Annotated in this window: 19 protein-coding genes; 4 read left to right on the forward strand and 15 right to left on the reverse strand. The window is 46.0% G+C overall.

Annotation, left to right across the window (positions count from 1 at the left end):
- Positions 1-8: 8 nt before the first annotated feature.
- The 10 genes from ACWHAR_RS08175 to ACWHAR_RS08220 all read right to left on the reverse strand — a co-directional run bounded on the left by ACWHAR_RS08175 (position 9) and on the right by ACWHAR_RS08220 (position 11,818).
- Complete coding sequence (locus ACWHAR_RS08175; RefSeq protein ID WP_032874552.1) at positions 9-1,367, reverse strand: sensor histidine kinase; 1,359 nt, start codon at positions 1,365-1,367, stop codon at positions 9-11.
- Complete coding sequence (locus ACWHAR_RS08180) at positions 1,364-2,035, reverse strand: response regulator transcription factor (RefSeq protein ID WP_032874550.1); 672 nt, start codon at positions 2,033-2,035, stop codon at positions 1,364-1,366. Before ACWHAR_RS08180 ends, ACWHAR_RS08175 begins: the two co-directional genes overlap by 4 nt.
- Before the next feature lie 184 nt (positions 2,036-2,219).
- Positions 2,220-3,713, reverse strand: coding sequence for a UxaA family hydrolase (locus ACWHAR_RS08185; protein ID WP_021494038.1), 1,494 nt, complete (start codon positions 3,711-3,713; stop codon positions 2,220-2,222).
- The gene (locus ACWHAR_RS08190) at positions 3,710-5,155 is read right to left on the reverse strand and encodes a tagaturonate reductase (protein ID WP_032874548.1); all 1,446 of its coding nucleotides are present in this window, start codon (positions 5,153-5,155) and stop codon (positions 3,710-3,712) included. Before ACWHAR_RS08190 ends, ACWHAR_RS08185 begins: the two co-directional genes overlap by 4 nt.
- A gap of 75 nt (positions 5,156-5,230) precedes the next feature.
- The gene (locus ACWHAR_RS08195; RefSeq protein WP_007407297.1) at positions 5,231-6,229 is read right to left on the reverse strand and encodes a LacI family DNA-binding transcriptional regulator; all 999 of its coding nucleotides are present in this window, start codon (positions 6,227-6,229) and stop codon (positions 5,231-5,233) included.
- Between the two features lie 70 nt (positions 6,230-6,299).
- Complete coding sequence (locus ACWHAR_RS08200) at positions 6,300-7,691, reverse strand: MFS transporter (protein WP_049589350.1); 1,392 nt, start codon at positions 7,689-7,691, stop codon at positions 6,300-6,302.
- A 24-nt stretch (positions 7,692-7,715) separates the two neighbouring features.
- Positions 7,716-9,113 (reverse strand): glucuronate isomerase, encoded by a 1,398-nt coding sequence (uxaC, locus tag ACWHAR_RS08205; RefSeq protein ID WP_087920759.1) that lies wholly within the window; start codon positions 9,111-9,113, stop codon positions 7,716-7,718.
- A 186-nt stretch (positions 9,114-9,299) separates the two neighbouring features.
- Positions 9,300-10,478 (reverse strand): NAD(P)/FAD-dependent oxidoreductase, encoded by a 1,179-nt coding sequence (locus ACWHAR_RS08210; protein ID WP_032874546.1) that lies wholly within the window; start codon positions 10,476-10,478, stop codon positions 9,300-9,302.
- A 39-nt stretch (positions 10,479-10,517) separates the two neighbouring features.
- Positions 10,518-10,934, reverse strand: coding sequence for a DUF1641 domain-containing protein (locus ACWHAR_RS08215; protein WP_003154908.1), 417 nt, complete (start codon positions 10,932-10,934; stop codon positions 10,518-10,520).
- Between the two features lie 386 nt (positions 10,935-11,320).
- On the reverse strand, positions 11,321-11,818 hold the full coding sequence (locus ACWHAR_RS08220; RefSeq protein WP_032874544.1) for a cupin domain-containing protein: 498 nt from the start codon (positions 11,816-11,818) through the stop codon (positions 11,321-11,323).
- A gap of 130 nt (positions 11,819-11,948) precedes the next feature.
- On the opposite strand from ACWHAR_RS08220, the gene ACWHAR_RS08225 reads away from it, so the two are divergent.
- Genes ACWHAR_RS08225 through ACWHAR_RS08235 form a run of 3 tightly spaced genes read left to right on the forward strand, consistent with a single transcriptional unit; the run spans position 11,949 to position 14,459 of the window.
- Entirely contained in the window at positions 11,949-12,932 is a 984-nt protein-coding gene (locus tag ACWHAR_RS08225; protein ID WP_032874542.1) for a DMT family transporter, read from the forward strand.
- Positions 12,933-12,958: 26 nt separating this feature from the next.
- Entirely contained in the window at positions 12,959-13,696 is a 738-nt protein-coding gene (locus tag ACWHAR_RS08230) for an ABC transporter ATP-binding protein (protein WP_032874540.1), read from the forward strand.
- A 1-nt stretch (position 13,697) separates the two neighbouring features.
- Entirely contained in the window at positions 13,698-14,459 is a 762-nt protein-coding gene (locus ACWHAR_RS08235) for an ABC transporter permease (RefSeq protein WP_032874538.1), read from the forward strand.
- Between the two features lie 24 nt (positions 14,460-14,483).
- Here the strand turns inward: ACWHAR_RS08235 and ACWHAR_RS08240 are convergent, their stop codons facing one another.
- Positions 14,484-15,302, reverse strand: coding sequence for a uroporphyrinogen-III synthase (locus ACWHAR_RS08240; protein ID WP_032874536.1), 819 nt, complete (start codon positions 15,300-15,302; stop codon positions 14,484-14,486).
- A 175-nt stretch (positions 15,303-15,477) separates the two neighbouring features.
- Between ACWHAR_RS08240 and ACWHAR_RS08245 the strand changes: the two genes are divergently transcribed.
- Positions 15,478-15,663: a hypothetical protein gene (locus tag ACWHAR_RS08245; RefSeq protein WP_003154919.1), complete on the forward strand. Its 186-nt coding sequence runs from the start codon at positions 15,478-15,480 to the stop codon at positions 15,661-15,663.
- Between the two features lie 42 nt (positions 15,664-15,705).
- On the opposite strand, the gene ACWHAR_RS08250 is transcribed toward ACWHAR_RS08245, so the two are convergent.
- The 4 genes from ACWHAR_RS08250 to fdhF form a co-directional block, all read right to left on the reverse strand.
- On the reverse strand, positions 15,706-16,890 hold the full coding sequence (locus ACWHAR_RS08250) for a macrolide family glycosyltransferase (protein ID WP_032874534.1): 1,185 nt from the start codon (positions 16,888-16,890) through the stop codon (positions 15,706-15,708).
- Positions 16,887-18,107: a cytochrome P450 gene (locus ACWHAR_RS08255; RefSeq protein WP_032874532.1), complete on the reverse strand. Its 1,221-nt coding sequence runs from the start codon at positions 18,105-18,107 to the stop codon at positions 16,887-16,889. Before ACWHAR_RS08255 ends, ACWHAR_RS08250 begins: the two co-directional genes overlap by 4 nt.
- A 207-nt stretch (positions 18,108-18,314) precedes the next feature.
- Positions 18,315-18,857, reverse strand: coding sequence for a DUF1641 domain-containing protein (locus ACWHAR_RS08260; protein WP_012117344.1), 543 nt, complete (start codon positions 18,855-18,857; stop codon positions 18,315-18,317).
- Positions 18,850-21,807 (reverse strand): formate dehydrogenase subunit alpha, encoded by a 2,958-nt coding sequence (fdhF, locus tag ACWHAR_RS08265; protein ID WP_032874530.1) that lies wholly within the window; start codon positions 21,805-21,807, stop codon positions 18,850-18,852. The genes ACWHAR_RS08260 and fdhF overlap by 8 nt, the downstream gene beginning before the upstream one ends.
- Between the last annotated feature and the right edge of the window lie 51 nt (positions 21,808-21,858).

The raw sequence follows: 21,858 nt of genomic DNA on the forward strand, positions 1-21,858 counted from the left end.
TGAAGCCTCTACGGCTTCACGTATTCACTGCTGTTTGGATAAATAATAAAAATCGCTCCGTTTTGATTGCTCTTTATTTTATGTTCAAGTCCCATTTGTTTAAGCATCATATTAATGATCGATAAGCCAATCCCGGCGCCTTTTCTTTCAGATTTATTATTCATTCCCGGGCCCCTATCCTCAATTATGATTGCGGGTTTGTTTTCAATTAGCTTTGTCTGTACGGAAACGTATTTTCCTGAATGAGCATGGCGCAAAACATTTTGAAAAATGTTATCAAGAATTCTCTTCAGCCAAGTCTCGTCTATTTCCCATACGATGTTTTCCTTCAGATCAATATCTATTGTAAAGTGCTCTTTCTCAAAAATCGGATACCAAGCTGTTAACGAAGAACGTATTATCTTTAATATGTCACAACTCTTTTTATGAAGCGGCAATTTACCTGCGGCAAGAAGAGAAAATGATGACAAATTGTCAATCAGTTCGCCCATAAACGTTATTTTATCGTTTATGATCCCTAAAGAATGCTTTCCATTTTCACTGCTTATTTCATTCTTTAACGTAAATGTATGCCCTCTTATAACCGTAAGAGGGGTTCTTAAATCATGAGATAAATCAGCAATCAAGTTTTTTCGGATTTCGCCTTCTTCGCGCTCTTTTTGTCTGCTGTTCCTTAGTTCCTCAACCATCTGGTTGAATGAATATTCTACTTGGCCCAGTTCATCCTTCTGTTTAACTGTTACAAATTCCGGTATGCCGTCATTATCTTGTTTTTTCATATGATTCCCCAAAGAAATTAACCTTTTTTGTATTTTCGCAAAAAACATCCATGAATTAATCACAAAAAGTGAACAGACAAAAATCAAGGCGATAAACCATATATAGGAATACTTAGCTCTCATAACCTCCCATTGAGATCCTATAATTGAGCGCGGAGTTTCTAAAAATGCATATCCGCTGTCTTCACTCCCATTTACATAAGCACTCAGCAATAAATATTTCTTTTGGTTTTGTTCTATCATTTTAATCAATTCGCTAACGTGAATAACCTCACCCTTTTTGGCCAACCGTTCTGAGTTCGAAAACATCACCTTTCCCTTATCATTTATCCATACAATATCAGAGTGTTTATATTGCTTCATGTGCGGGAAAGCAGACGTAATTTCCCGATTGGATTTCCCTGAAAAATCTTCCACATCAGACTTCCAATCACTTTCCAACTTATTTGGTTCATAGTGTACTTGCCCCTGGTGATCAATCAAGTATGTTAATGTGACATAGTATAGAAAATTCACGCCTAAAAAGGCTATCGGGAAAAACAAAATTGAGGCAACGATATTAATAAGGTATTTGGTTGATAATTTCATTGTTTGATCCTGTATCCAATCCCTCTGATTGTTTCTAGAATTTCCGGCTCATTTGGATTAATCTCGATTTTTTGCCGTAAATGCCGGATATGTACCATCAACGTCTTATCCCCTTCGATATAGGGCTGTTCCCAAATATTTTCATAAATTTGTTCCTTTGTTAATATTTGATTGGGATGTCTAAGTAAAAGCAAAAAAATCCTTAACTGCTTATCAGTTAAAAATATTTCCTCATGAGTTTGATGATTTAAAATTCTTTTTTCTTTCAAGTGAACACTTAAGTGTTTTAGCTTCAATTCATGAATGGCAGTCTTGTCAAATCTTCTTAATAATACTTCGATTCGAGCAGCCAGTTCATCGGGATGAAAGGGCTTTGTCACGTAATCATCCGCAAATCCTAAGCCTTTCAGCTTATCTTCCAGACCCGTTCTGGCTGTTAAAAGCAAGAGCGGGATCTGCGGATGTGTTTTTTTCATCCTTTGACCGATTGTAAATCCGTCTAAACCGGGCATCATTATATCAAGCACGATCAGATCAGCCTTTTCTATATATGTTTCGTAATTATAGGAAGAAGTGAGCCATATAATCATATAGCCCCGATCTTCTAAATCACCCTTTACAAATTGGCCAATTTCTTGGTCATCTTCAATGTATAAAATGTTATTCATTAGGACCCCCTCTGAAATATGTGACTGAAAATCAACCTTCCATAATAATTATATATATTATAAAAATCTCCTTTATGTAAGGCACCATTCCATTATTATAACTTATAGATATTCACAATTCATCAAGGGGCAAAACGATAAGTCAACGGCGAAAAGGCGGTCTGTTGTCAGATCGCCTTTCCCCTTATAACGTCACACCGGACTTAAAGATTGCAAGCTCCCGAAAATCGTTTTTTTCGTTATTGACGCATTCTCCGCTTGCAACTTTAATAATGTATTGAATAAAATCTCTTACAATGTGATCTTCTGTTGTTTGGTCTTCCGCCAATCTGCCCGCGTTGTAATCAATCCAATGAGGCTTTGATTGAAATAAATCGGTATTTGTTGATACTTTCACAGTCGGGACAAATGTGCCGAACGGCGTGCCTCTTCCGGTTGTAAACAAAACGATGTGACAGCCCGCCGCTGCGAGCGCTGAAGAAGCGATTAAATCATTGCCGGGCGCACTGAGCAGTGTCAATCCCTTTGTTTTCAGGGTTTCACCGTATGTCAGCACATCAGAAACCGGTGCAAGACCGGCTTTTTGGGTGCAGCCGAGCGACTTGTCTTCGAGAGTTGAAATGCCGCCTTCCTTATTCCCTGGTGACGGGTTTTCATAAATCGGCTGCTCGTGCTTCATAAAATATTGCTTGAAATCATTGATCAATCGGACTGTTTTATGAAACACTTCTTCGCTCGCCGCACGCTGCATGAGAATCGTCTCAGCGCCGAACATCTCAGGCACCTCCGTTAAGACCGTGCTCCCTCCCTGTGCAATCAAGTAATCTGAAAATCTCCCTAATAAAGGGTTTGCGGTGATGCCGGAAAAACCGTCCGACCCGCCGCACTTCAATCCGATGCTCAATTCTGACAGCGGAATCTCCTCACGTTTATCTCCCTTTGCCGCAAGGTGTATCTCTTTAAGTAGCGCAGTCCCCGCTTCAATTTCATCTGTGACAGCCTGTGATTCGAGAAATTTCACCCGATCTCCATTCACTTCAGAAAGCGTTTCCTTAATCGCCGCCAGCTCATTATTTTCACAGCCCAGCCCTAAAACCAGCACACCGCCCGCATTTGGATGACGGATGGCGTTTATCAGCATTTGTTTCGTATTCTCATGATCATCGCCAAGCTGGGAGCAGCCGTATTGGTGCTTTAAAACCAGCACATTGTCAAAGGGCGCAATGTCTTTCGCCTCTTTTACGAAGCGCTGCAGGATTTTCTCAGCGACGCCGTTTACACAGCCGACTGTAGGTACGATCCACAGTTCATTCCGGACGCCGGATGTACCGTTTTCTCTTTTGTAGCCTTTAAATGTCCGGTTCTCATTTGTAAAAGGATTGTCCTCGAAGCGCGGTGAATACGTGTATTCTTGCACATCGGATAAATTCGTTTGCAGATTATGGGTATGAATATGCTCGCCGGCCGAAATCCGCCTTGTCGCACGCCCGATCGAAAAACCGTATTTAATGATGCTGCCGTTTTCTTCAATGGTTTGCAGCGCGATTTTATGCCCCCGCTTTACAGGGTCCTTCACTTCAATCGTCAGTCCGTGTGTATGCAGCCGCTCCCCTTTGTTAAAATGGCGCATGGCGAGAAGCACATTATCGTTTTTATGGATTTTTATGACCTCTTTCATTTCACTTCCCCCTTTTTGCCGCAGCATTCATGTAACGCATGCTTCATACCCCGCTTATGAATGACAGACAGAAAAAAAGCCGTTCGTTCAGTCAGCCCCGGAAGATGATTCAGATTCTTCCCCCACAATCGCTCTTCTCCTAATATGGCAGATGCCGCTTGAAACATATCATCTTTGCAACGGGACCGCGCCATTTGAAAACGGTTAAGAACCTCCTCGCCGTCAGCCGGTTTGTTCGGTCCGTTCCAGTATGAATAGATCATGGCGCTGAACGAAAATACCAGCTTCTCAGGTAGCCGGCCCTCCTGTTCGATATAAGCCTTCAGCGTCGGCAGGTTTCTTGTTTTGAATTTCGCGGCAGCGTTAAGGGTAATGCTTTGCAGATAATGTTGGATATAAGGGTTTTTAAACCGCTGTAACACATCTGCCGCGTATTGGGTGACACCCTCCATTTGCAGCACAGGGAGGATTTCTTCATTGATCAGCTCTTCGATGAATCTGCCCGTCACCTCGTGCTCAGCCGCTTCCCGGACGGTTTGCAGTCCGTATAGTAAAGCCACTGGCGCCAATGCCGTGTGAGCGCCGTTTAAGATTCTCACCTTTTTTGTCCTGTAAGGCGTAAGGTCAGACGTGATCAGTGCGTTCAGCCCGGCCTCAGCAAAAGGAAGCTCATTCTGAAGCTGTTCCGGCCCTTCTATCACCCACAAATAATAATGCTCACTGACCACAATCAGACGGTCTTCGTATCCGAGAAAATCGGTAAGTTCTTCCGTGGTATCAACAGGAAATCCGGGAACAATCCGATCCACGAGAGTATTGCAGAAGATGTTCGCGTCATGAATCCATTGAGTAAAATCAGGCTCCAGCTCCCACAGCCCGGCATATTGAAGCACGGCAGCCTTCAGTTTCCGTCCGTTTTCTTCGACCAGTTCACATGGAAGCACAATGCACCCTTTCTCGGCGTCACCCGCAAATGCCTTATAGCGGAAATAAAGGAACGCCGCTAATTTCCCGGGGAATGTTTTTTGAGGTCTATCCTCAAGCCGGTCGCCTTTCTCAAACGTAATTCCCGCTTCTGTCGTATTGGAAATGATAAAACGAAGCTCCTCTTGTGCTGCCAGCCGTTTAAAGGAATCATAGTCAGAAAAAAGATCAATGCCGCGGCTGATGGATTTGACGATCATGTGTTCTTCAGCCGGTTTTCCGTCCTTTATCCCCCGCAAAAAAAGCGTAAACAAACCGTCCTGCTCGTTTAAACGTTTGATTTTCTCAGAGCCTCTCGGCTGTACGGCGACAACGCTTCCGTTAAAATCCGTCAATTGATTCATTTGATCGATCTGCCAGTCTGCGAAGGCCCGCAAAAAGTTGCCTTCGCCGAACTGAAGGACTTTTTCAGGATATTGAATGTATTCACCGCACATCTTTTTATTCAGCTGACGCAAGCTGTCCGCCTCCTTCTGCATTTATGCACACGTTAACATTTTTCTGTACGAAAACCCGGATAATCAGACGGGCCGTTATGTGAGTTTTTTAATTGAATCTCTTATCATCACCTCGGTGTTTTCGTATATTTTTTCCGCCGCCGTATCCGGGTCGGCGATTAGCGCCAAGATCTTCTCTGCGCCGAGTATGCTGATGTTTTCAACCGGGCGTTTTACTGTCGAAAGCCTCGGCGTCATGTATTGGGAAATGCCGATGTCATCAAACCCGATAACGGATATATCTTCCGGAACGTTCAGGCCTTTGGCGAAAATGGCATTCATCGCCCCGATCGCCATATCATCGTTTGAACAAAAAACAGCCGTAGGCGGTGATTGAAGCGCCAAGAGTTTTTCCATCGCCTGACTGCCGCTTTCCATATCATAGCGGCCTTTTACACTGTATTCATGCTTAATCGGAATAGAATGATCAATTAAAGATGTCAAATAGCCTTCTTTTCGCTGAGAAGTTGACCTGAATCCTTCCTTTCCCTCAATGATCGCGATATCTCTGTGTCCGTTTGCGATCAGGCAGTCGACCGCCTGTCTGGAGCCTTCTTTATCGTTTGACAGGATATTCGTGATGCTCCGGTCATCAATGTCCCGGTTCAGCACGACAAGCGGGATGTTTTTCTCTCGGATATGATAAATAAATGAATTATCACTGTCGCTTTGGCTCATTAAAATGATTCCGTCATATCTCATGGGCGTAATGGTTTCAAAGCTTTTCAGGTCGTCAATCGCGCGGACGAACAAATTGTATTCCTCACTGATTGTGCGGTTTACACCTTTGATGGTATCGGAAAAAAAGCTGTGTGAGGTTCCGTTTGTGATGCTTGTAAAAAACAGTCCGATCGTATGGGACTTTTGCATGGCAAGGCTTTTTGCATTTACGTTCGGTGTGTAATTCAGCTGTGAAGCGAGCTCTAATATTTTCTGTTTTGTATGCTCTTTAATGTAGGGGCTGCCGTTAAGTGCCCGGGATACGGTTGTGTGGGATACGTTGGCGAGTTTTGCGATATCTTTTATGGTTACCATCGTTTTTCCTTTCTTTCTGTATGCTGTCATTTATTTCTATTGTACCATTAACGGACAGTCCATAAAATCACTAAAGTTGAGGTTTTGCATGATGTAAGTCCTGAACGAGCTCGGCATGCTGCCGGTCCGTCAGCTTATACATCAAACCGATAATCAGCATGGCGCACGCTAAAGCGAAAGCCGGGTACAGCAGCAGTAGCCCTTTAATCCCGATCAGCGTGCCTTTTGTCTGAGATGCATTCGGGATATAGCCGATAACACTCAGCCCGATGCCTGAAAGAAAACCTGATAAAGATTGGGCGAGTTTTCTGGAGAAGTTGAAAAGCGAATATGTCGTCGCCTCCTTCCGTTCACCCGTCTTCCACTCTCCGTAATCAATAATGTCCGACACAAGCGCCCATGTAATGCCGTTTGGTATGCTGATCCCAATAAAAGCAATGCTCGCTAACGCCGTAAAGATATATACGTTTGACGGGAGACAGAAATTCAGCGCATCAGCCGCGGCGCTGACGGCAAAACCGATCATCACCGTTTGCTTTTTTCCGAAACGTTTGACGAGTTTCGGCATAAACAAAACACCTAAAAATGAAGAACCGATGATGATAAAACTCATGTAGGACATCAGCTCCGCATTGTTGAGATTGTACTGGGCGAAGTAAACAAGCATAGCGGATTTAATGTTATATGCCGATATTGAGAAAATCGTCATGAAAACGACGGTCAGAAGCGGTTTGTTGCCGATAAAGCATTTGAAAACCGACATAACGGACAGCTTTTCTTTCGGCGCTTCACGGACGATAATTCTTTCTTTGCAGTTTCGGTAGCAGATCATAAATCCCGCGATTCCGATTACGGCCATCATTCCCATGACTGCCGGGTAGCCGATGTGAACGTTATCAAAATGAACGAGAATCGGGATGACGATGACACTGGTAATGAGCAGCGCGCCGAGGGAGCCGATCTGGCGGAATGCGGAAAGCGCCGTTCTGTCCTCCGCATCCTGTGTAATGGCCGCGCCGAGGGAGCCGTACGGAATATTGACGAAAGAATAAGCCACCCCCCACAGCATGTAAGAAGCATAGGCGTACACAAGCTTCCAGGTGACGCTCACGTCCGGTGACACAAAAATCAATACGGTCATGACCGCAAGAATAATACTTCCGAATAATAAGTACGGCCTGAATTTCCCACGGGGTCCGATCTTTTTTCTGTAGTCAATGGCCGAGCCGACAATCGGATCAGTCAAAGCCGCAAACAGCTTGCTGACCAAAAAAATACTGCCGGCGAACGCTGCCGGAATGCCTGCGACATCTGTGAAAAACTTCAGCAAATAGATCTGCCCGAGATCAAACATAAATCCGTTCCCAAAATCTCCAAAACCATAGGATACTTTTTCTTTCAGACTCAGCTTATGCTCCTTCACTTTTGCGGCAGGTGCTGTCACGACAGGCACATTACTCATAGGCCACCTCTTTCATTCCATTTTTTAAAAGCGGAAATATTCCTCAGCATTCCGGTAACAAATCCCCTCGACAATCTTTCCTAAAAGCTCCATATCGTAAGGCGCTTCGCCTTGTTCCGCCCAGCCGCCGATCAGCGTGCAGACAAGCCGCCTGAAGTATTCATGGCGGGGATAGGACAGGAAACTTCTTGAATCTGTCAGCATCCCGATAAAACGGCTGAACAGGCCCATGTTTGATAACGCTTTCATTTGCTGGAGCATTCCATCTTTCGTGTCATTGAACCACCAGGCTGTGCCGAATTGAATTTTCCCCGGTGTTTTCCCATCCTGAAAGCTGTTGATCATGCTGGCGATAATATAGTTGTCATTCGGATTCAAAGAATACAAAATCGTTTTAGGCAATTGCCGCTTTTTTTCGGCGGAATCTAACAGCCGGGCAAGCGGCTTTGCGATACGTTCATCATTAATTGAGTCATATCCCGTATCAGGACCGAGGCTGCTGAACTTATTTGTATTGGTATTTCTTAACGCGTTAATATGGAACTGCATCGCCCAGTCCAGTTCGGCGTAAAGACCGCAAAGATATTGCAGCGTCCGTGTTTTGAATTTCTTTTCATCTTCAAAAGACACATGCTCTCCGCTTAATCCGGCTGCAAAAATCCGGGCCGCTTCCTCTTCGGTCGTCTCGGCATAAACCATTTGATCTAACGCATGATCCGACACTCTGCCCCCGGCATTGTGAAAAAAGCGGACGCGGGATTCTAACGCATCTAAATACGATTGGTAGGTGGTGACAGCCATTCCGGAAGCGCTCTCCAGCGAACGGACCCAATCGGCAAAACCCGGGCTGCTGATGTCCAGTCCTTTGTCAGGCCGAAATCCGGGCAGCACTTGAACCGGAAAATCACTTTCTTTCAACAGTTCGTGGTATGTCAGCGCATCGGCAGGATCGTCGGTTGTGCAAATGACTTTGACATTTGATTTCAGAATGAGATCCCTTGCGCCAAACCCGTCTCCCTGCAGGAGCTCATTCGTTTTTTTCCAAATTGCCGCGGCCGTTTTTTCATTCAATATGTCATAAATGCCGAACCAGCGCTGCAGCTCTAAATGCGTCCAGCTGTACAGCGGATTGCCTATCGCCATCGGCACCGTTTTTGCCCAGGCGAAAAACTTCTCTTCATCTGAAGCGTTTCCGGTAATGCAGCGCTCTTCAATGCCGTTAGCCCTCATAATCCGCCACTTGTAGTGGTCACCGTAAAGCCATGCCTTCGTAATGGTTGCGAAGGTTTTATTTTCATAGATTTCCTTTGGGCTTAAGTGACAGTGATAATCAATGATCGGCATGTTTTCAGCGTAATCCCGGTACAGCTTTACGGCCGTTTTACTATCCAGTAAAAAATCATCACCCATAAAAGCTTTCACACTTTCATCCTCCCTCTTAAAAATGTTAACGTTAACAAAATGGTTCTTTTTTATTTTAGCTTCCTCTTTCTCACATATCAATCATTTTTATTTAACTTTTCAGAAAAATGTATCTGTTAACATTTTCATACAAAAAAAAGACACTGCCGAGAAAGTCCGGCAATGTCTTCTGTGTGATCTTAAGGATTAGTAAGCGAGGCTGAATAATCCTTTGATATGTGTTAAATAACGTACGTTACTTGCTTCTTTCATTAAAGATGCCGGAAGACCTTTCAGCGGAGTAGAGTTCGCTCCGATGATGGCAACCGCGTCTTTACGTCCGAGGCTTGCAAGCGTACCAGAGTTTACAGGCTTGAATGTTTCAAGCGTTTTTCCTTCTAAGTAAGCGAACAGGTTGTAACCGACAAGTTCACCCATCTGCCAAGCGATTTGCGCTGTCGGCGGGTACGGACGGCCGTCCGGCGCAAAGTATACAGCGCTATCTCCGACAACGAATACATCTTCGTGAGAAGTAGATTGTAAGAAATCGTTAACCGTCGCACGGCCGCGGTTCACTTCAAGGCCGGATTCACCGACTAACGGGTTGCCTTGTACGCCGCCTGTCCATACAAATGTGTTGGCAACGACTTTTGAACCGTCTTTCAGATCAATAACGTTTCCTTCAACATTTGTAACAGGAAGACCTGTTAAGAACTCAACGCCGCGTTTTTCAAGACTTTTTGTCGCGCGTTCGATAAGGTCATCAGGAAGAACAGGAAGAATTTTCGGACCTGCTTCTACTAATTTCAGTTTGATTTCTTTCGGATCTACGCCGTATTTTTTCGTAAGGTTCGGCATAATGTCAGCAAGCTCACCGACAAGCTCAACGCCAGTTAAGCCGCCGCCGCCGATAAGGATCGTTGCATCAGCTTCGTTTTTCGTTTTAGCGTATTCACGCACACGGTCTTCCACGTGTTTGTATACTTTGTTGGCATCAGCAGCAGATTTCAGCACCATGCTGTTTTCTTCGAGTCCAGGAATGCCGAAATAAGCCGTAACAGAACCAAGTCCGACAACAAGCGCGTCATAAGTCAGCTTAGAACCGTCAGAAAGAGAAACTTCTTTCTTATCAACTGAGAAAGAATTGACTTCTGCGATTTTAATGTCGACGTCTTTTCCTTTCAGAAGTTTTTCAAGCGGCATAGCAACAGCCTGTTCAGACACGTTGCCTGCTGCAAGACGGTGCAGTTCCGTAATGATTTGGTGAGTCGGGTATTTGTTCACAACGGTTACGCGTGCTTCATCTTTACTGTAATGTTTGCGAACGGTTAAAGCAGAAAGAACTCCGCCGTAACCAGCGCCTAAAATGACAATATGTTTTGACATCGTATATCCTCCGTCCTTTATATCAATTTGAATCTGAGATTATTTTTGTTTTTCGTTCATGATTTCAAGATAGCTGTTAGCAAAACGGAACAGCTTTTGAGCTTGAGGATCTTTCAGCATGCGCAGCAGGCCGAAAAGTCCGATCGTTTCATTGCTTGCATCCGCGCGGTCTTTTGCTTCGATCGCAGTAGCCGCAACTTCTTTCGCTGTTTCTTTCACCGGCTCAAGAATTTCTGTAAGCGCACCCACTGTATCGCTCTTCAATACTTCGTCTGTCGCTACAGACTGTGCAAAATCATAAGACTTCGTTAAAATATTTACTAACTCAGTCAGTTTTGGAAGCTGATCCACTAAAACAGTCAGTGATTCTTGAACTTCAGGTTTTAGCAGCTGATCAATAAGATCGCGTTGGCCTTGGCTGACAGATGCATTTGTTTGATCGATTGTTTCTGGCATATCCGATTCTCCTTTACTATAAGCAGTATGCTGATTTTTTTGGAAAGGGTAGCCTTTCCCCCTTCATGCAGAAAAGCATGAAAAAGCAAGATTGTGAATTCATGCACAATCATTTACAAAAATAAATGTTTACTACCCAGTTTTTCACTTTGCCATATCCAGTATTATTTTTATATCAACAAAAACAATTGAATAAGTCAAAATTTCTTTTTCCTCTCTGAAAATAGCAAACATAAAAAACCCAAATTTGATTTACTCTTATATAATAACACTTTTTGAACAAAATTTGAACGTGAATTGTTTCGTTTATGAAATTATTTATATGGCGGGGGTGTAATAACGTTTCTTTCAGGCTATTTTTTTACAGACCATCCGCTTTTCCCCTGTCATTTTTCCCACAATTTTAATAGCGGGCCCGTTTTTCCCGTAAAGGGGTCGCATTCCGGGAGCGGGACACAGCTGATTTCTTCTGAAGTTCTATCATTTTTCTCCGTTTTTGTATCGTACTGCCGGCCGCCCGGATAAGCCCCGATCACGGTAAAATCAGAACTGCCCGACAGTTTTTTATGTCCGGTGCCGGCCGGAATGACCGCTGCATCCCCCGTTTGAAGAACGGCGTCCGCTCCTTGTTCCCCGCCGAACCTCAAAACCGCGTTTCCTTTTACCGCGACAAGAACTTCGTGCGTGGTGCTGTGAAAATGGTGATACGGAAATACTCCGCCCGTCCAGCTGTTCGACCAATCGTGCCGGCGGAGGACGGACTCTGCTTTCTGTACCGTTTCTTCATTAAATACCGCTTTATAAATAACAAGCGGAAGATTCGGGTTATTCGGAATGCGGCCGTCATCTTCGAAATAAAGCACTTGAATATCCTCTTTCTGCATTGGTGTTCACCTCCGTATATGTCTGTTTCCCATTCATCATTTATTAAAACGCTATTTTCTCATATTCCATTGCGAAGCCTGCCGGTGAATAGTATAGTATAAAAAAATATGTGTCAAAATGAGGGATTTAATGAAAGCCATCGTGATCGGAATATTGGCATCTCTGTTTTTTGCAGTCACATTTATTTTAAACAGGGCGATGGAGCTTTCCGGCGGAAGCTGGATGTGGAGCTCTTCCCTGCGTTTTCTTTTTATGATTCCGTTTTTATTTTTGATCGTTTATGCGAAAGGAAAATGGGCGCCGCTCTGGCATGAAATCCGAAAAAAACCGTTTTTTTGGCTGAAGTGGAGTTTTACCGGGTTCGTGCTTTTTTATGCCCCGATTACGTTTGCGGCGGCATATGGGCCGGGCTGGCTGATCGCCGGCACGTGGCAGATTACAATTGTCGCGGGTGTGCTTCTGTCGCCGTTTTTCTACGAAACAAAACATTCACCTGCGGGCCCGGTTTCCGCCAGACAAAAGATCCCGCTGATTTCGTTGGTTACTTCCGTCATCATCCTGATCGGAGCCGGGCTGATTCAGCTTCAGCATGCGGGTTCTCTGTCCGGCCGCACGATACTATTCAGCGTTGTGCCGGTCGTCATCGCCGCTTTTGCCTATCCGCTCGGCAACCGCAAAATGCTGGAACAATACGGCGGAAAACTCGATACGTTTCAGCGGGTGCTCGGCATGACGCTCGCAAGCCTTCCGTTTTGGCTTTTGATCGCCGCTTTCGGCTGGCATAGAGACGGGCTTCCGTCAATGGGACAGACATTCCAATCCTTTATCGTCGCACTCAGCTCTGGCGTTATCGCAACAGTATTATTTTTCCGCGCCACCGATATGGTGAGGAATGAGCCGCAGAAGCTCGCTGCTGTTGAAGCGACTCAATCCGGAGAAGTTCTTTTTGCACTGATCGGCGAAATCGTCTTTTTATCCGCGGCGTCTCCATCACTTCTTTCATTTGCCGGACTGTTCATTATTATTGCGGGAATGGTCATGCATACATTCGCTTCCCGGCAGACAGACCAGAAAACGGCTGAGCAAACGTCAGCCAATCTCACCGGTTCCTGATTTTTTTACGAAAGGTGTCATCCTGTATGAAAGAAGAAATTCCGGCAATATCTTTCCTGTCAGCCGGCAAACGCTTTGAACAAAACAATACGTCCTTTGATGTCCTAAGCCGTGTAACCGGACATATTCAAAAAGGTTCTATCACGGCGTTGATAGGGCCTTCCGGCGCGGGAAAAAGCACATTGCTGTCGCTGTGCAATCTGATGAATACACCTGATGAAGGGGAAGTGCTTGTATTCGGAAAAGAAATAAGACACTGGGACATCAGAGAGCTCAGAAAAACCGCGGGCCTTGCATTTCAATCAGCTCCCGTCATGGACGGCACGGTGCGGGACAACCTTCTGCTCGCAGAAAAACTCCACGGCGCACAGCACTATACGCCTGAAGAGCTCGCAGATTTTACAGATCTTCCGCGCGGGCTTCTGGATCGGAATGCAAAAGAATTATCCGGCGGACAGCGGCAGAAGCTCTCATTAGCGCGAACCCTCGCCGGACTGCCGTCCATCCTGCTGCTGGATGAAATCACCTCGGCGCTGGACCCGTCATCCGTTCTCATCATTGAGAAACTGATGACGAAACTCCATCGGCAAAAACAGCTGACGATCCTGTGGATCACCCATAACCTTGAACAAGCGGAACGATTATCCGATACAGTATGGTTTATGGATGAGGGACGGCTTTTAGAAACCGCGGAAACGAAAACGTTCTTTAAGGAACCGAAACATGAAAAGGCCCGAGCGCTTTTACAAGGGAGCGGGTGCTGATATGAATGATCTTTCTCTGTTATTGACAAGTATATTTGTCATTATCGCTTTATTCCTGTCTAAATCTTTTAAAGCCGGCGTCGAAAAGGATATGATCGTCGCAACCGTCAGGGCCGTCATTCAGCTGCTTATCATCGGCTATGTGCTGTCGCTGATTTTTCGCGGTGATCACCCGATATTTATCATATTAATGGTGCTTCTCATGCTCACGGCCGCTTCGCACAATGTCGCCAAACGGAAAAAAATGCAGATCGGCTCATTTTGGCGCGTTTTTCTGACACTGGCGATCGCGGAAACCGTGACGCAGGGACTTTTACTGACCCTTCATATCATTCCGTTCACTTCAAGATATGTCATTCCGATAAGCGGCATGGTCATCGGAAACGCCATGGTGCTCTCAAGCCTGTTTTTAAGCCGGCTCAGTTCGGAAGCAGACCTGCGAAAAGAAGAAATCCAGCTGATTCTCTCTCTCGGAGGAACGCCTAAGCAGGCCGTCCGGCAGATATTGACGTCCAGTATGAAGCTCAGTATGATCCCGACGCTTGAAAGCCAGAAAACATTGGGTCTCGTTCAGCTTCCCGGCATGATGACGGGGCAGATTTTAGCGGGGGCTGATCCGATACAGGCGGTGCGCTTTCAGCTGCTGATCGTTTTTACAACGATGGCCTCCGCTCTTCTTACATGTATCATACTCAGCGCCTTGACATATCCTTCCCTTTTCACGGAACACTGGCAATTAAAAAAATTCAGCAGGGAAGCGTAGGCTTTTTCCCTGCTGAATGATTATTTATGACAAGGTCAGAGATTCATAGTAACGGGATAATTCAATAATCATCGCTCCCATCCGCTCAATGTCCGGAGCAAGAACCCTCTTTATCCCTTCATCCCGGATCGCTTCAGCCGTCACTTTGCCGACTGCGGCGGCAAGCACTTGTTTTTCGAATGCCTGTTGCAATTCTTTTGTGAACCCTTTTTCTTTTGCATAATCAAAGAGAGAGCGCACTTGAATGGCTGTCGTAAAACATACGGCATCGACCTCTCCGTTTAACAGCTCTCCCAGCAGTTTATCGACCGTCTCCCTTTCCGGCGGAATATGCTGATACGGGAGAACAGGGAATACCTCCGCTCCGTTTTTCTCAAGGAACTCCGTTAAGACCGGCGCTTTTTCGCCATGAAGCTGTATCATGACTTTTTTATCTTTAAAGTCAAATCGTTCCAAGGAGCGGATCAGCCCTCTTGTTGTACCGTCTTCATCTGAGGCATGCGGCGTGATGCCGAGCTTTTTTAAGGCCGCATATGTTTTATAGCCTCTGCAGCCGATTTTCGCTTCATGAACGGCCGCTAAAAATTCTTCTTTCAGACCGATTTTTTCCGATACCGACAATAACGTTTCCGTGCCGATGCCTGTGGTGAATATCACCCAGTCGGCTTTTTGCCCGGCAAATGTTCTTACGTCGGGTTCAATTTGATCCTCCGCCAGGTATACGGTTCCTTGGAGGGAACGGACGACCGCCGTTCCGCCCTGCTTTTCTATTAATTTTGTGATCTCTTCTGTTTTCCGCGAACCGCCGATGGCAATCCGTTTCCCGTTCAATCCTTTTCCCATCGCTGTTTTCTTCTTCCCTTCAGATGCCGGGCGCCCTATGGCAGGCCGTCATTTATTTCTATTATTGTTACGCAATCAGCCGGGAAAATCAAGCTATGCTTCCGTTGAATCCCCCGTGCAGTTGCTGTATCATTAACCGGGCAGAACGATTTGATTCGCGGAGGGACTTTCAATCATGGAAACAAAAAAAGAGTTCGAGACAAAAGGATACGATACTTCGGTCATTTATGAGTTCAATGAATATCCTGATGTTCACAGCGGCCGATGTGACAATTGCGACTACACGCTGTTTAAAAGCTCAGTGAAGGGCGGAAAATTTTTGAGGGAATGCCGGAGATGCGGCATGAAGAAAAACATATAACAAAACAGGCAGCCGTCTTCCGATGCGCTGCCTGTTTCTCAATCAATTTTCGACGGCCGCCGTTTTCAAAAATTCTTCAATGGCGCAAACAGCCTGTTTTGGGCCGCCGGTTTCTTCTATTTTCTGCTGCATGCTTTTCACGCGGCTGAGGATGTTTTTATCGCCGTATACGTTCTGAACGTCTTTTTGCAAACGGGCCACAGTGACTTCTTTCGGCGGCAGATGCACGCCAAGCCCCAATTCATCCACACGCTTTGCGGTGACCTCTTGTTCGTGCATTTGCGGAACGACAACGAGCGGGACACCCGCATTCATTGCTTCCATTGTACTGTTCATCCCGCCGTGAGATACGAACAGCTTTGCTTTCTCCAGCACATCAAGCTGAGGAACGTGCTGGCGGATGATAAAGTGATCGGGGACATCCGAAAAACTTTCCGGATCAATTGTTGTGCCGACTGACATAATAACCCGCCAGTCCGAGTCCCGAAACGCGTCAATACACATCCGGTAAAATTCAGGCCAGGCGTTAAACGCCGTTCCCAGTGAAATGAGCATAAGCGGACGGTCATCGGCTGCATCAATTTCCAGACTTCCCGTATTTGTGCGTTCTCCAAGAGACGGACCCACAAAACAGAATCGTTCATCAAAGGTTTCCTGTTTCGGCTGAAAGGCCCTTGGCATAAAGACAATATTCAATTTTTCAGGCATGAAAAACTCTTCCATTGTCATCCGTTTCAATTGTTCATTTTCAATCTGCTCCTGGTATTCTTCTATCGCCTGTTTGGCCGCTTCCAGTGTTTCTTCGTCTCTTCCTAATTGAAAATACTCATTCATTGCATAGCTCGGGCAGAACTTTACGGCCGGGATGCCGCCATTATCCGCAAACAATTTTCCGGCAAGAGCTAAAAAATCAAACAGGACGATGTCAGGAAGGTCGTCTTTGTACAGCTCTTCCAGCTGCGGAAGCACTTCAACCGCTTCTTCCAGAAACATCACAAACGCGTCATTTTTGTTTACCCGATCTTTTATCGTCTCCGGGTCCGCCTTTATGCTTGTGCGGTATAAAACGGGAATGGCGCCCGTTTTGGCAACGGAAGCTTCAAATTCCTCAGTCACAGCGAATGTCACTTTATACCCGCGATTGACAAGTTCCTCGGCTACAGGCAGCGTGGGATTGACATGACCGTGAGCGGCCACATTAATAATGGCGATGTGTGTTTTTCTCATCTTTTTTCTTCTCCCTCATTTTCGTTTATCTCCGCTTCTAAAGACTCCAGCCCGTACATGACACTGTTTCGGATCGGCTCAATCCGGACGGGCTCAAGGTGTGAAAAGGCTTTTACAATTCCTTTCAGCGCGACTTCCGCTTCAAGTCTGGCAAGCGGTGCGCCTAAGCAGAAGTGTACGCCGAATCCGAAGGAAAGGTGCGGATTCGATTGGCGATGAATATCAAATACGCCCGCCTTCTCAAATTTGTTTTCATCACGGTTGGCAGATGCAACGTAGCAGAGAACGATCTCCCCGCTTTTCAAGCGGCGTCCGCGCAGTTCAGTGTCGTGCCGGACCGTCCTTCTGACAAACGGAGCCGGAGCGCGAAAACGCAGCGTTTCTTCCACCGTTTGCGCGATGAGAGAAGGGTCCTGCCTCAATTCTTCATAAAGGCCGGGCGTCTCTAATATGCTGTAAACCGCATTTGAAATGAGATTAGTCGTTGTTTCATTTCCCGCCACTAAAAGCAGGTTGCAAAACGGGATCAGATCTTCTGCCGTGAGCTTCTCTCCCTCTTCTTCCTCTTTTATCAAAATAGAAATAATGTCTTGGCCGGGCTTTTTTCGTTTGCTTTCTATTATTTCCGCAAAAAATGCCGCCAGCTCTGCCTCACATTGGTCACGTTCCTGCTGATTTTTCTCCGCCGCTTCAGGACTCGCATCTTTCGGCATGCTGACGAGAATGTCCGACCATTTTTTAAACTGATCCATACGTTCGGACGGAACGCCTAATAATTCTGAAATCACCATGACCGGCAAAGGGTAAGAGAGATCTTTAACGATATCAATCCGCCCTTTGTTCTTTGCCTGTTTCAGGAGATGATCGGTAATGTCTTTAATTCTCGGTTCCCATTCCTTCAAGACGCGGGGAGTGAAAGCGCGATTGACGGCAGATCTGATTTGGGTATGCTTCGGCGGGTCCATATTCAGCATGGACTTTGCAATCGAGCTTTTCACATCAGTCATGAGGCTTGAGAACGTCTCTTTATCACTGATGACTTTTTTGACATCATCGTATAAAAACACACTCCAAACCTTCGTTTCTTCATCAAAGTGTATAGGGCTTTCCCGTCTCATTTTTTCGTACCAAGGAAAAGGGTTGTATACGTCCAGGCCGTTTTTTCCTTTCATCAGGGTTCTTTGGATGGCTTGTCTCGTGCTCCTCAGCTTACTCATGTTTCATCACTCCTGATTGTTTCATATTTGAATAGTTGACGTACCTTGAATTTTATCCTAGCACATATTTTCAATTTTTTTCTATTCATAACCTGAACTATTAACATAACACAACAAAAGTCATGAATCCGGAGGTGAAATTTCTCCCAAGAAAACAGCAGAAGCGCACAAAAAACCCGAGCCTTCGGCCAGGCTCGGGAGAAATGTTCACTCATTCGTCTGCGGTTTCTGGTGCTGCTTTTGGTCTTCAGGAGGCTGCGTATTTCTTTCCATATCGTCCGTATCAGCGCCCATGCCTTTCAGGAAAGAAAACAGCAGAGTGACGGCCTTGTTGATTTCCGGGTCTTTTAAAGCGCGGACGATATCAAAATACCCGGTCTTCCTGCCGCTGTCTTTTTCCTCGACGGCCTTTGTGACGCCCGCATTGATTTTAACGATAAACGGCTCAAGCTGTTTTACATCGAGCATGCCGAGAACGCCGCTTAACAGCAGGAGATTTTTCAGCATATTGGCCGTTTCCGGAGTATTCGCCTTCTTCACGAGAATATCCATCACTTTGTCTCCTTGGCCGAAGAGCCCGCGCAGAAGCGCCAAAACGCCGCGCTCGTTCATGTGCTGAAGAATGTGCAGAGATTCCAAAATCGCGTCTTTATTTCGTAAAAGAGCCGTCTCGATCTCTTCCAAGTCCTTTTTTCGTTTGTCTTCTTCTGTGACGGTCTGTTTTCGGATGCCGCTGATTGCTTTAGCCATTTTGCTGTTTCCCCCTTTTTACGGCGTCTCCCGGAAATACATAATCTTTACGCGCCCATTTCCGCTCAACCCGGACACCGATCTGCGGCTGCGGGTTTCCATAACGGAAATTGATTTTCGGAAGCGGATTAACGCCTTCTTTTTTCAAAATCTCCATCTTCGCTGATGTTTCTTTATAAGCCGGTGTATCGGTATCCTTATCCGCATAGCTGCTTGTCAAAAGGTTAATGGCGGCGTCTTTTGAATCGTTCATCGGAAGATAGACTTGTTTGCCTTTTACCCTGTCTGTGATGACGCATTTGACTTTCACATTTCCGTACGGTGAAGTCAGACGGACAAGCGTTCCGTCTTCCAGCCCTCTTTCTTCGGCGAGTTCGGGCGAGACCTCAAGGAACACACTCGGTGTTTTTTCGGATATTCCTTTTGATCGGTAAGTCAGATTCCCTTCGTGAAAATGCTCGAGCAGCCGCCCGTTATTCACATGGATATCATATTCTTCATCAAATTCTTTCGGCTCGGTCCACTGAACGGGATATAGAATCGCTTTGCCGTCTGAAAACGGGAACTTATCCGTAAATAAAAGCGGTGAATCGGTTCCGTCCGCTGCAACCGGCCATTGCAGTGAATTGTAGCCTTCGAGACGTTCGTAAGTGACGCCTGCGTAGAGCGGCGAAAGCATTGCCGCTTCTTCCATAATGTCTGCCGGATGTTCATAGTGCCAATCAGCGCCCAGACGGTTGGCGATGTCCGTAATGATCTGCCAATCAGGCTTTGAATCGCCCAGCGGTTCAAACACTTCGTAAAGGCGCTGCACCCTTCGTTCCGTATTCGTAAACGTCCCTTCTTTTTCAAGGCTCGGGCTTGCCGGAAGCACGACATCGGCGAACTCGGCCGTACGCGAAAGAAAGATATCCTGCACAACGAAGAAATCAAGCTTTTCAAATGCGGCATGAACATGGTTAATATTGGAGTCGACAAGCCCCATTTCTTCCCCTTTTAAATACATGGACTTCAGTTTTCCTGAGTGGATGCCTTCGATCATTTCATGATTTGTCATTCCGATTTCTTTCGGAAGGTCTGTTCCCCAGCCCTGTTCGTACTTTTTGCGGGCTTTTTCATCCGTTACTTTTTCATAGCCGGGGAAGCTGTCAGGCATACTGCCGAAATCACTGGCGCCCTGCACGTTATTATGGCCCCGAAGCGGATATGAGCCTGCGCCGGGCTTGCCGTAATTTCCGGTCACAAGAAGCATGTTGGAAATGGCCGTGCTCGTATCACTTCCTCCGATATGCTGGGTGACACCCATCGCCCACAGTGCGCACACGCTGCCGGCTTCATGAATCATCCGGGCCACTTTGATTAGGGTATCCTTATCCACACCGGTATGTTTTTCCGCATATTCCATTGTATAAGGTTCAAGGCTTTTCACAAATTCATCTAATCCGTTCACTCTCTCCTTCAGAAATGCAGTATCCGCCAAATCGTGATCAAGCAGATATTTCGATACGGCATTTAGCCAGACAATATCTGACCCGGCACGCGGCTGGAAAAACACATCAGAGCGCTCGGCCATTTCATGTTTTCGCAAGTCAGCGACGACGAGCTTCTGTCCGTGCAGCTTATGAGAACGTTTAATGCGTGTGGACAGGACGGGGTGAGACTCAGACGTATTTGAGCCGATAATCAGAACGAGCTCAGCTTTTTCTATATCTGTAATCGACCCTGAATCACCGCCGTATCCGACCGTTCTGAACAATCCGGCTGTGGCGGGAGACTGGCAGTAGCGTGAGCAGTTGTCGACATTATTTGTGCCGATGACAGCTCTTGCAAGCTTCTGCATCACGTATGATTCTTCATTCGTGCATTTGGAAGATGTGATAAAGGCAAGTGCGTCCGGGCCGAAATGTTCTTTTATATCAGTAAATTTATCAGCGATCAGCTGGAGCGCTTCATCCCATTCCGCCTCCCGAAATGAGTCTCCTTCCCGGATAAGCGGTTTGGTAAGGCGTTTTTCACTATTGACGAAATCCCAGCCGAATTTCCCTTTCACACACGTCGAAATGCCATTTGCTGGCGCCTCGGCCTGAGGTTCTACCTTTAAAATGTCTCTTCCTTTCGTCCATATATCAAAACTGCAGCCGACACCGCAGTATGTGCATACGGTTTTCGTTTTTTTGATTCTTTCATCCCGCATGGCCGATTCCATGTCCGATATGGCCAAAATCGATCCGTATCCGGTTTCGACGCCTTTTGTGATGTCAATCATCGGCCGAAGCGTCTCTTGGTTAATGCCTGTTAAATACCCCGCTTCGCCTTCCATGCCTTTTTCCATCATGGCATTGCACGGACATACCGTTGAACAATGTCCGCAGGAAACACATGATGATTCATTGATCGGCACATCCTGATCCCAAATGACCCGCGGGCGTTTCCGCTCCCAATCAATGCTTAACGTTTCGGTTACCTGTACGTCCTGACAGGCTTCGACGCAGCGTCCGCACAAAATGCACTGGTCGGGATCATATCGGTAAAACGGATTTGATTCATCTTTAGGATACGGTTTTTGATCGAACGGAATGCTTTGATGATTGATTTTCATTTCCTTTACGGTATTATGTACTTCGCAGCTCCCATTGTTGTAATCACAGACCGTGCAGTACAATTCATGGTTGTGCAAAATGTTGTCCATGCCGATAATCTGCGCTTTTTTCACATCAGATGAAAGCGTATCGATGACATCTCCGTCCTTTATTTGCGCGGAACACGAACGCACCAGTTCCCCGTTAACATTGACGATACAGGTATCGCACGTTTCAATCGGGCCGAGACTCGGATGATAACACACGTGCGGCACGTCAATTGAACTATTATTCAAAAGCTGCAAAACGGTTTGACCGTCCGGCGCTTCCATTTCAACCCCATTGATTGTAACCTTCTTTGTATCAGCCATTTTCTTTTCCCCTTTCTGTACCCCTCTATACATCCTCTATGATTCCCAACC

Source organism: Bacillus sp. LR--39, assembly GCF_053613335.1.

Excerpts from the sequence above, each read along its gene's own strand:
- ACWHAR_RS08175 (WP_032874552.1), bottom strand. The coding sequence starts at position 1,367 with ATGAAATTATCAACCAAATACCTTATTAATATCGTTGCCTCAATTTTG.
- ACWHAR_RS08180 (WP_032874550.1), bottom strand. The coding sequence starts at position 2,035 with ATGAATAACATTTTATACATTGAAGATGACCAAGAAATTGGCCAATTT.
- ACWHAR_RS08185 (WP_021494038.1), bottom strand. The coding sequence starts at position 3,713 with ATGAAAGAGGTCATAAAAATCCATAAAAACGATAATGTGCTTCTCGCC.
- ACWHAR_RS08195 (WP_007407297.1), bottom strand. The coding sequence starts at position 6,229 with ATGGTAACCATAAAAGATATCGCAAAACTCGCCAACGTATCCCACACA.
- ACWHAR_RS08200 (WP_049589350.1), bottom strand. The coding sequence starts at position 7,691 with ATGAGTAATGTGCCTGTCGTGACAGCACCTGCCGCAAAAGTGAAGGAG.
- ACWHAR_RS08210 (WP_032874546.1), bottom strand. The coding sequence starts at position 10,478 with ATGTCAAAACATATTGTCATTTTAGGCGCTGGTTACGGCGGAGTTCTT.
- ACWHAR_RS08215 (WP_003154908.1), bottom strand. The coding sequence starts at position 10,934 with ATGCCAGAAACAATCGATCAAACAAATGCATCTGTCAGCCAAGGCCAA.
- ACWHAR_RS08220 (WP_032874544.1), bottom strand. The coding sequence starts at position 11,818 with ATGCAGAAAGAGGATATTCAAGTGCTTTATTTCGAAGATGACGGCCGC.
- ACWHAR_RS08225 (WP_032874542.1), top strand. The coding sequence starts at position 11,949 with ATGAAAGCCATCGTGATCGGAATATTGGCATCTCTGTTTTTTGCAGTC.
- ACWHAR_RS08230 (WP_032874540.1), top strand. The coding sequence starts at position 12,959 with ATGAAAGAAGAAATTCCGGCAATATCTTTCCTGTCAGCCGGCAAACGC.
- ACWHAR_RS08235 (WP_032874538.1), top strand. The coding sequence starts at position 13,698 with ATGAATGATCTTTCTCTGTTATTGACAAGTATATTTGTCATTATCGCT.
- ACWHAR_RS08240 (WP_032874536.1), bottom strand. The coding sequence starts at position 15,302 with ATGGGAAAAGGATTGAACGGGAAACGGATTGCCATCGGCGGTTCGCGG.
- ACWHAR_RS08245 (WP_003154919.1), top strand. The coding sequence starts at position 15,478 with ATGGAAACAAAAAAAGAGTTCGAGACAAAAGGATACGATACTTCGGTC.
- ACWHAR_RS08250 (WP_032874534.1), bottom strand. The coding sequence starts at position 16,890 with ATGAGAAAAACACACATCGCCATTATTAATGTGGCCGCTCACGGTCAT.
- ACWHAR_RS08255 (WP_032874532.1), bottom strand. The coding sequence starts at position 18,107 with ATGAGTAAGCTGAGGAGCACGAGACAAGCCATCCAAAGAACCCTGATG.
- ACWHAR_RS08260 (WP_012117344.1), bottom strand. The coding sequence starts at position 18,857 with ATGGCTAAAGCAATCAGCGGCATCCGAAAACAGACCGTCACAGAAGAA.
- fdhF (WP_032874530.1), bottom strand. The coding sequence starts at position 21,807 with ATGGCTGATACAAAGAAGGTTACAATCAATGGGGTTGAAATGGAAGCG.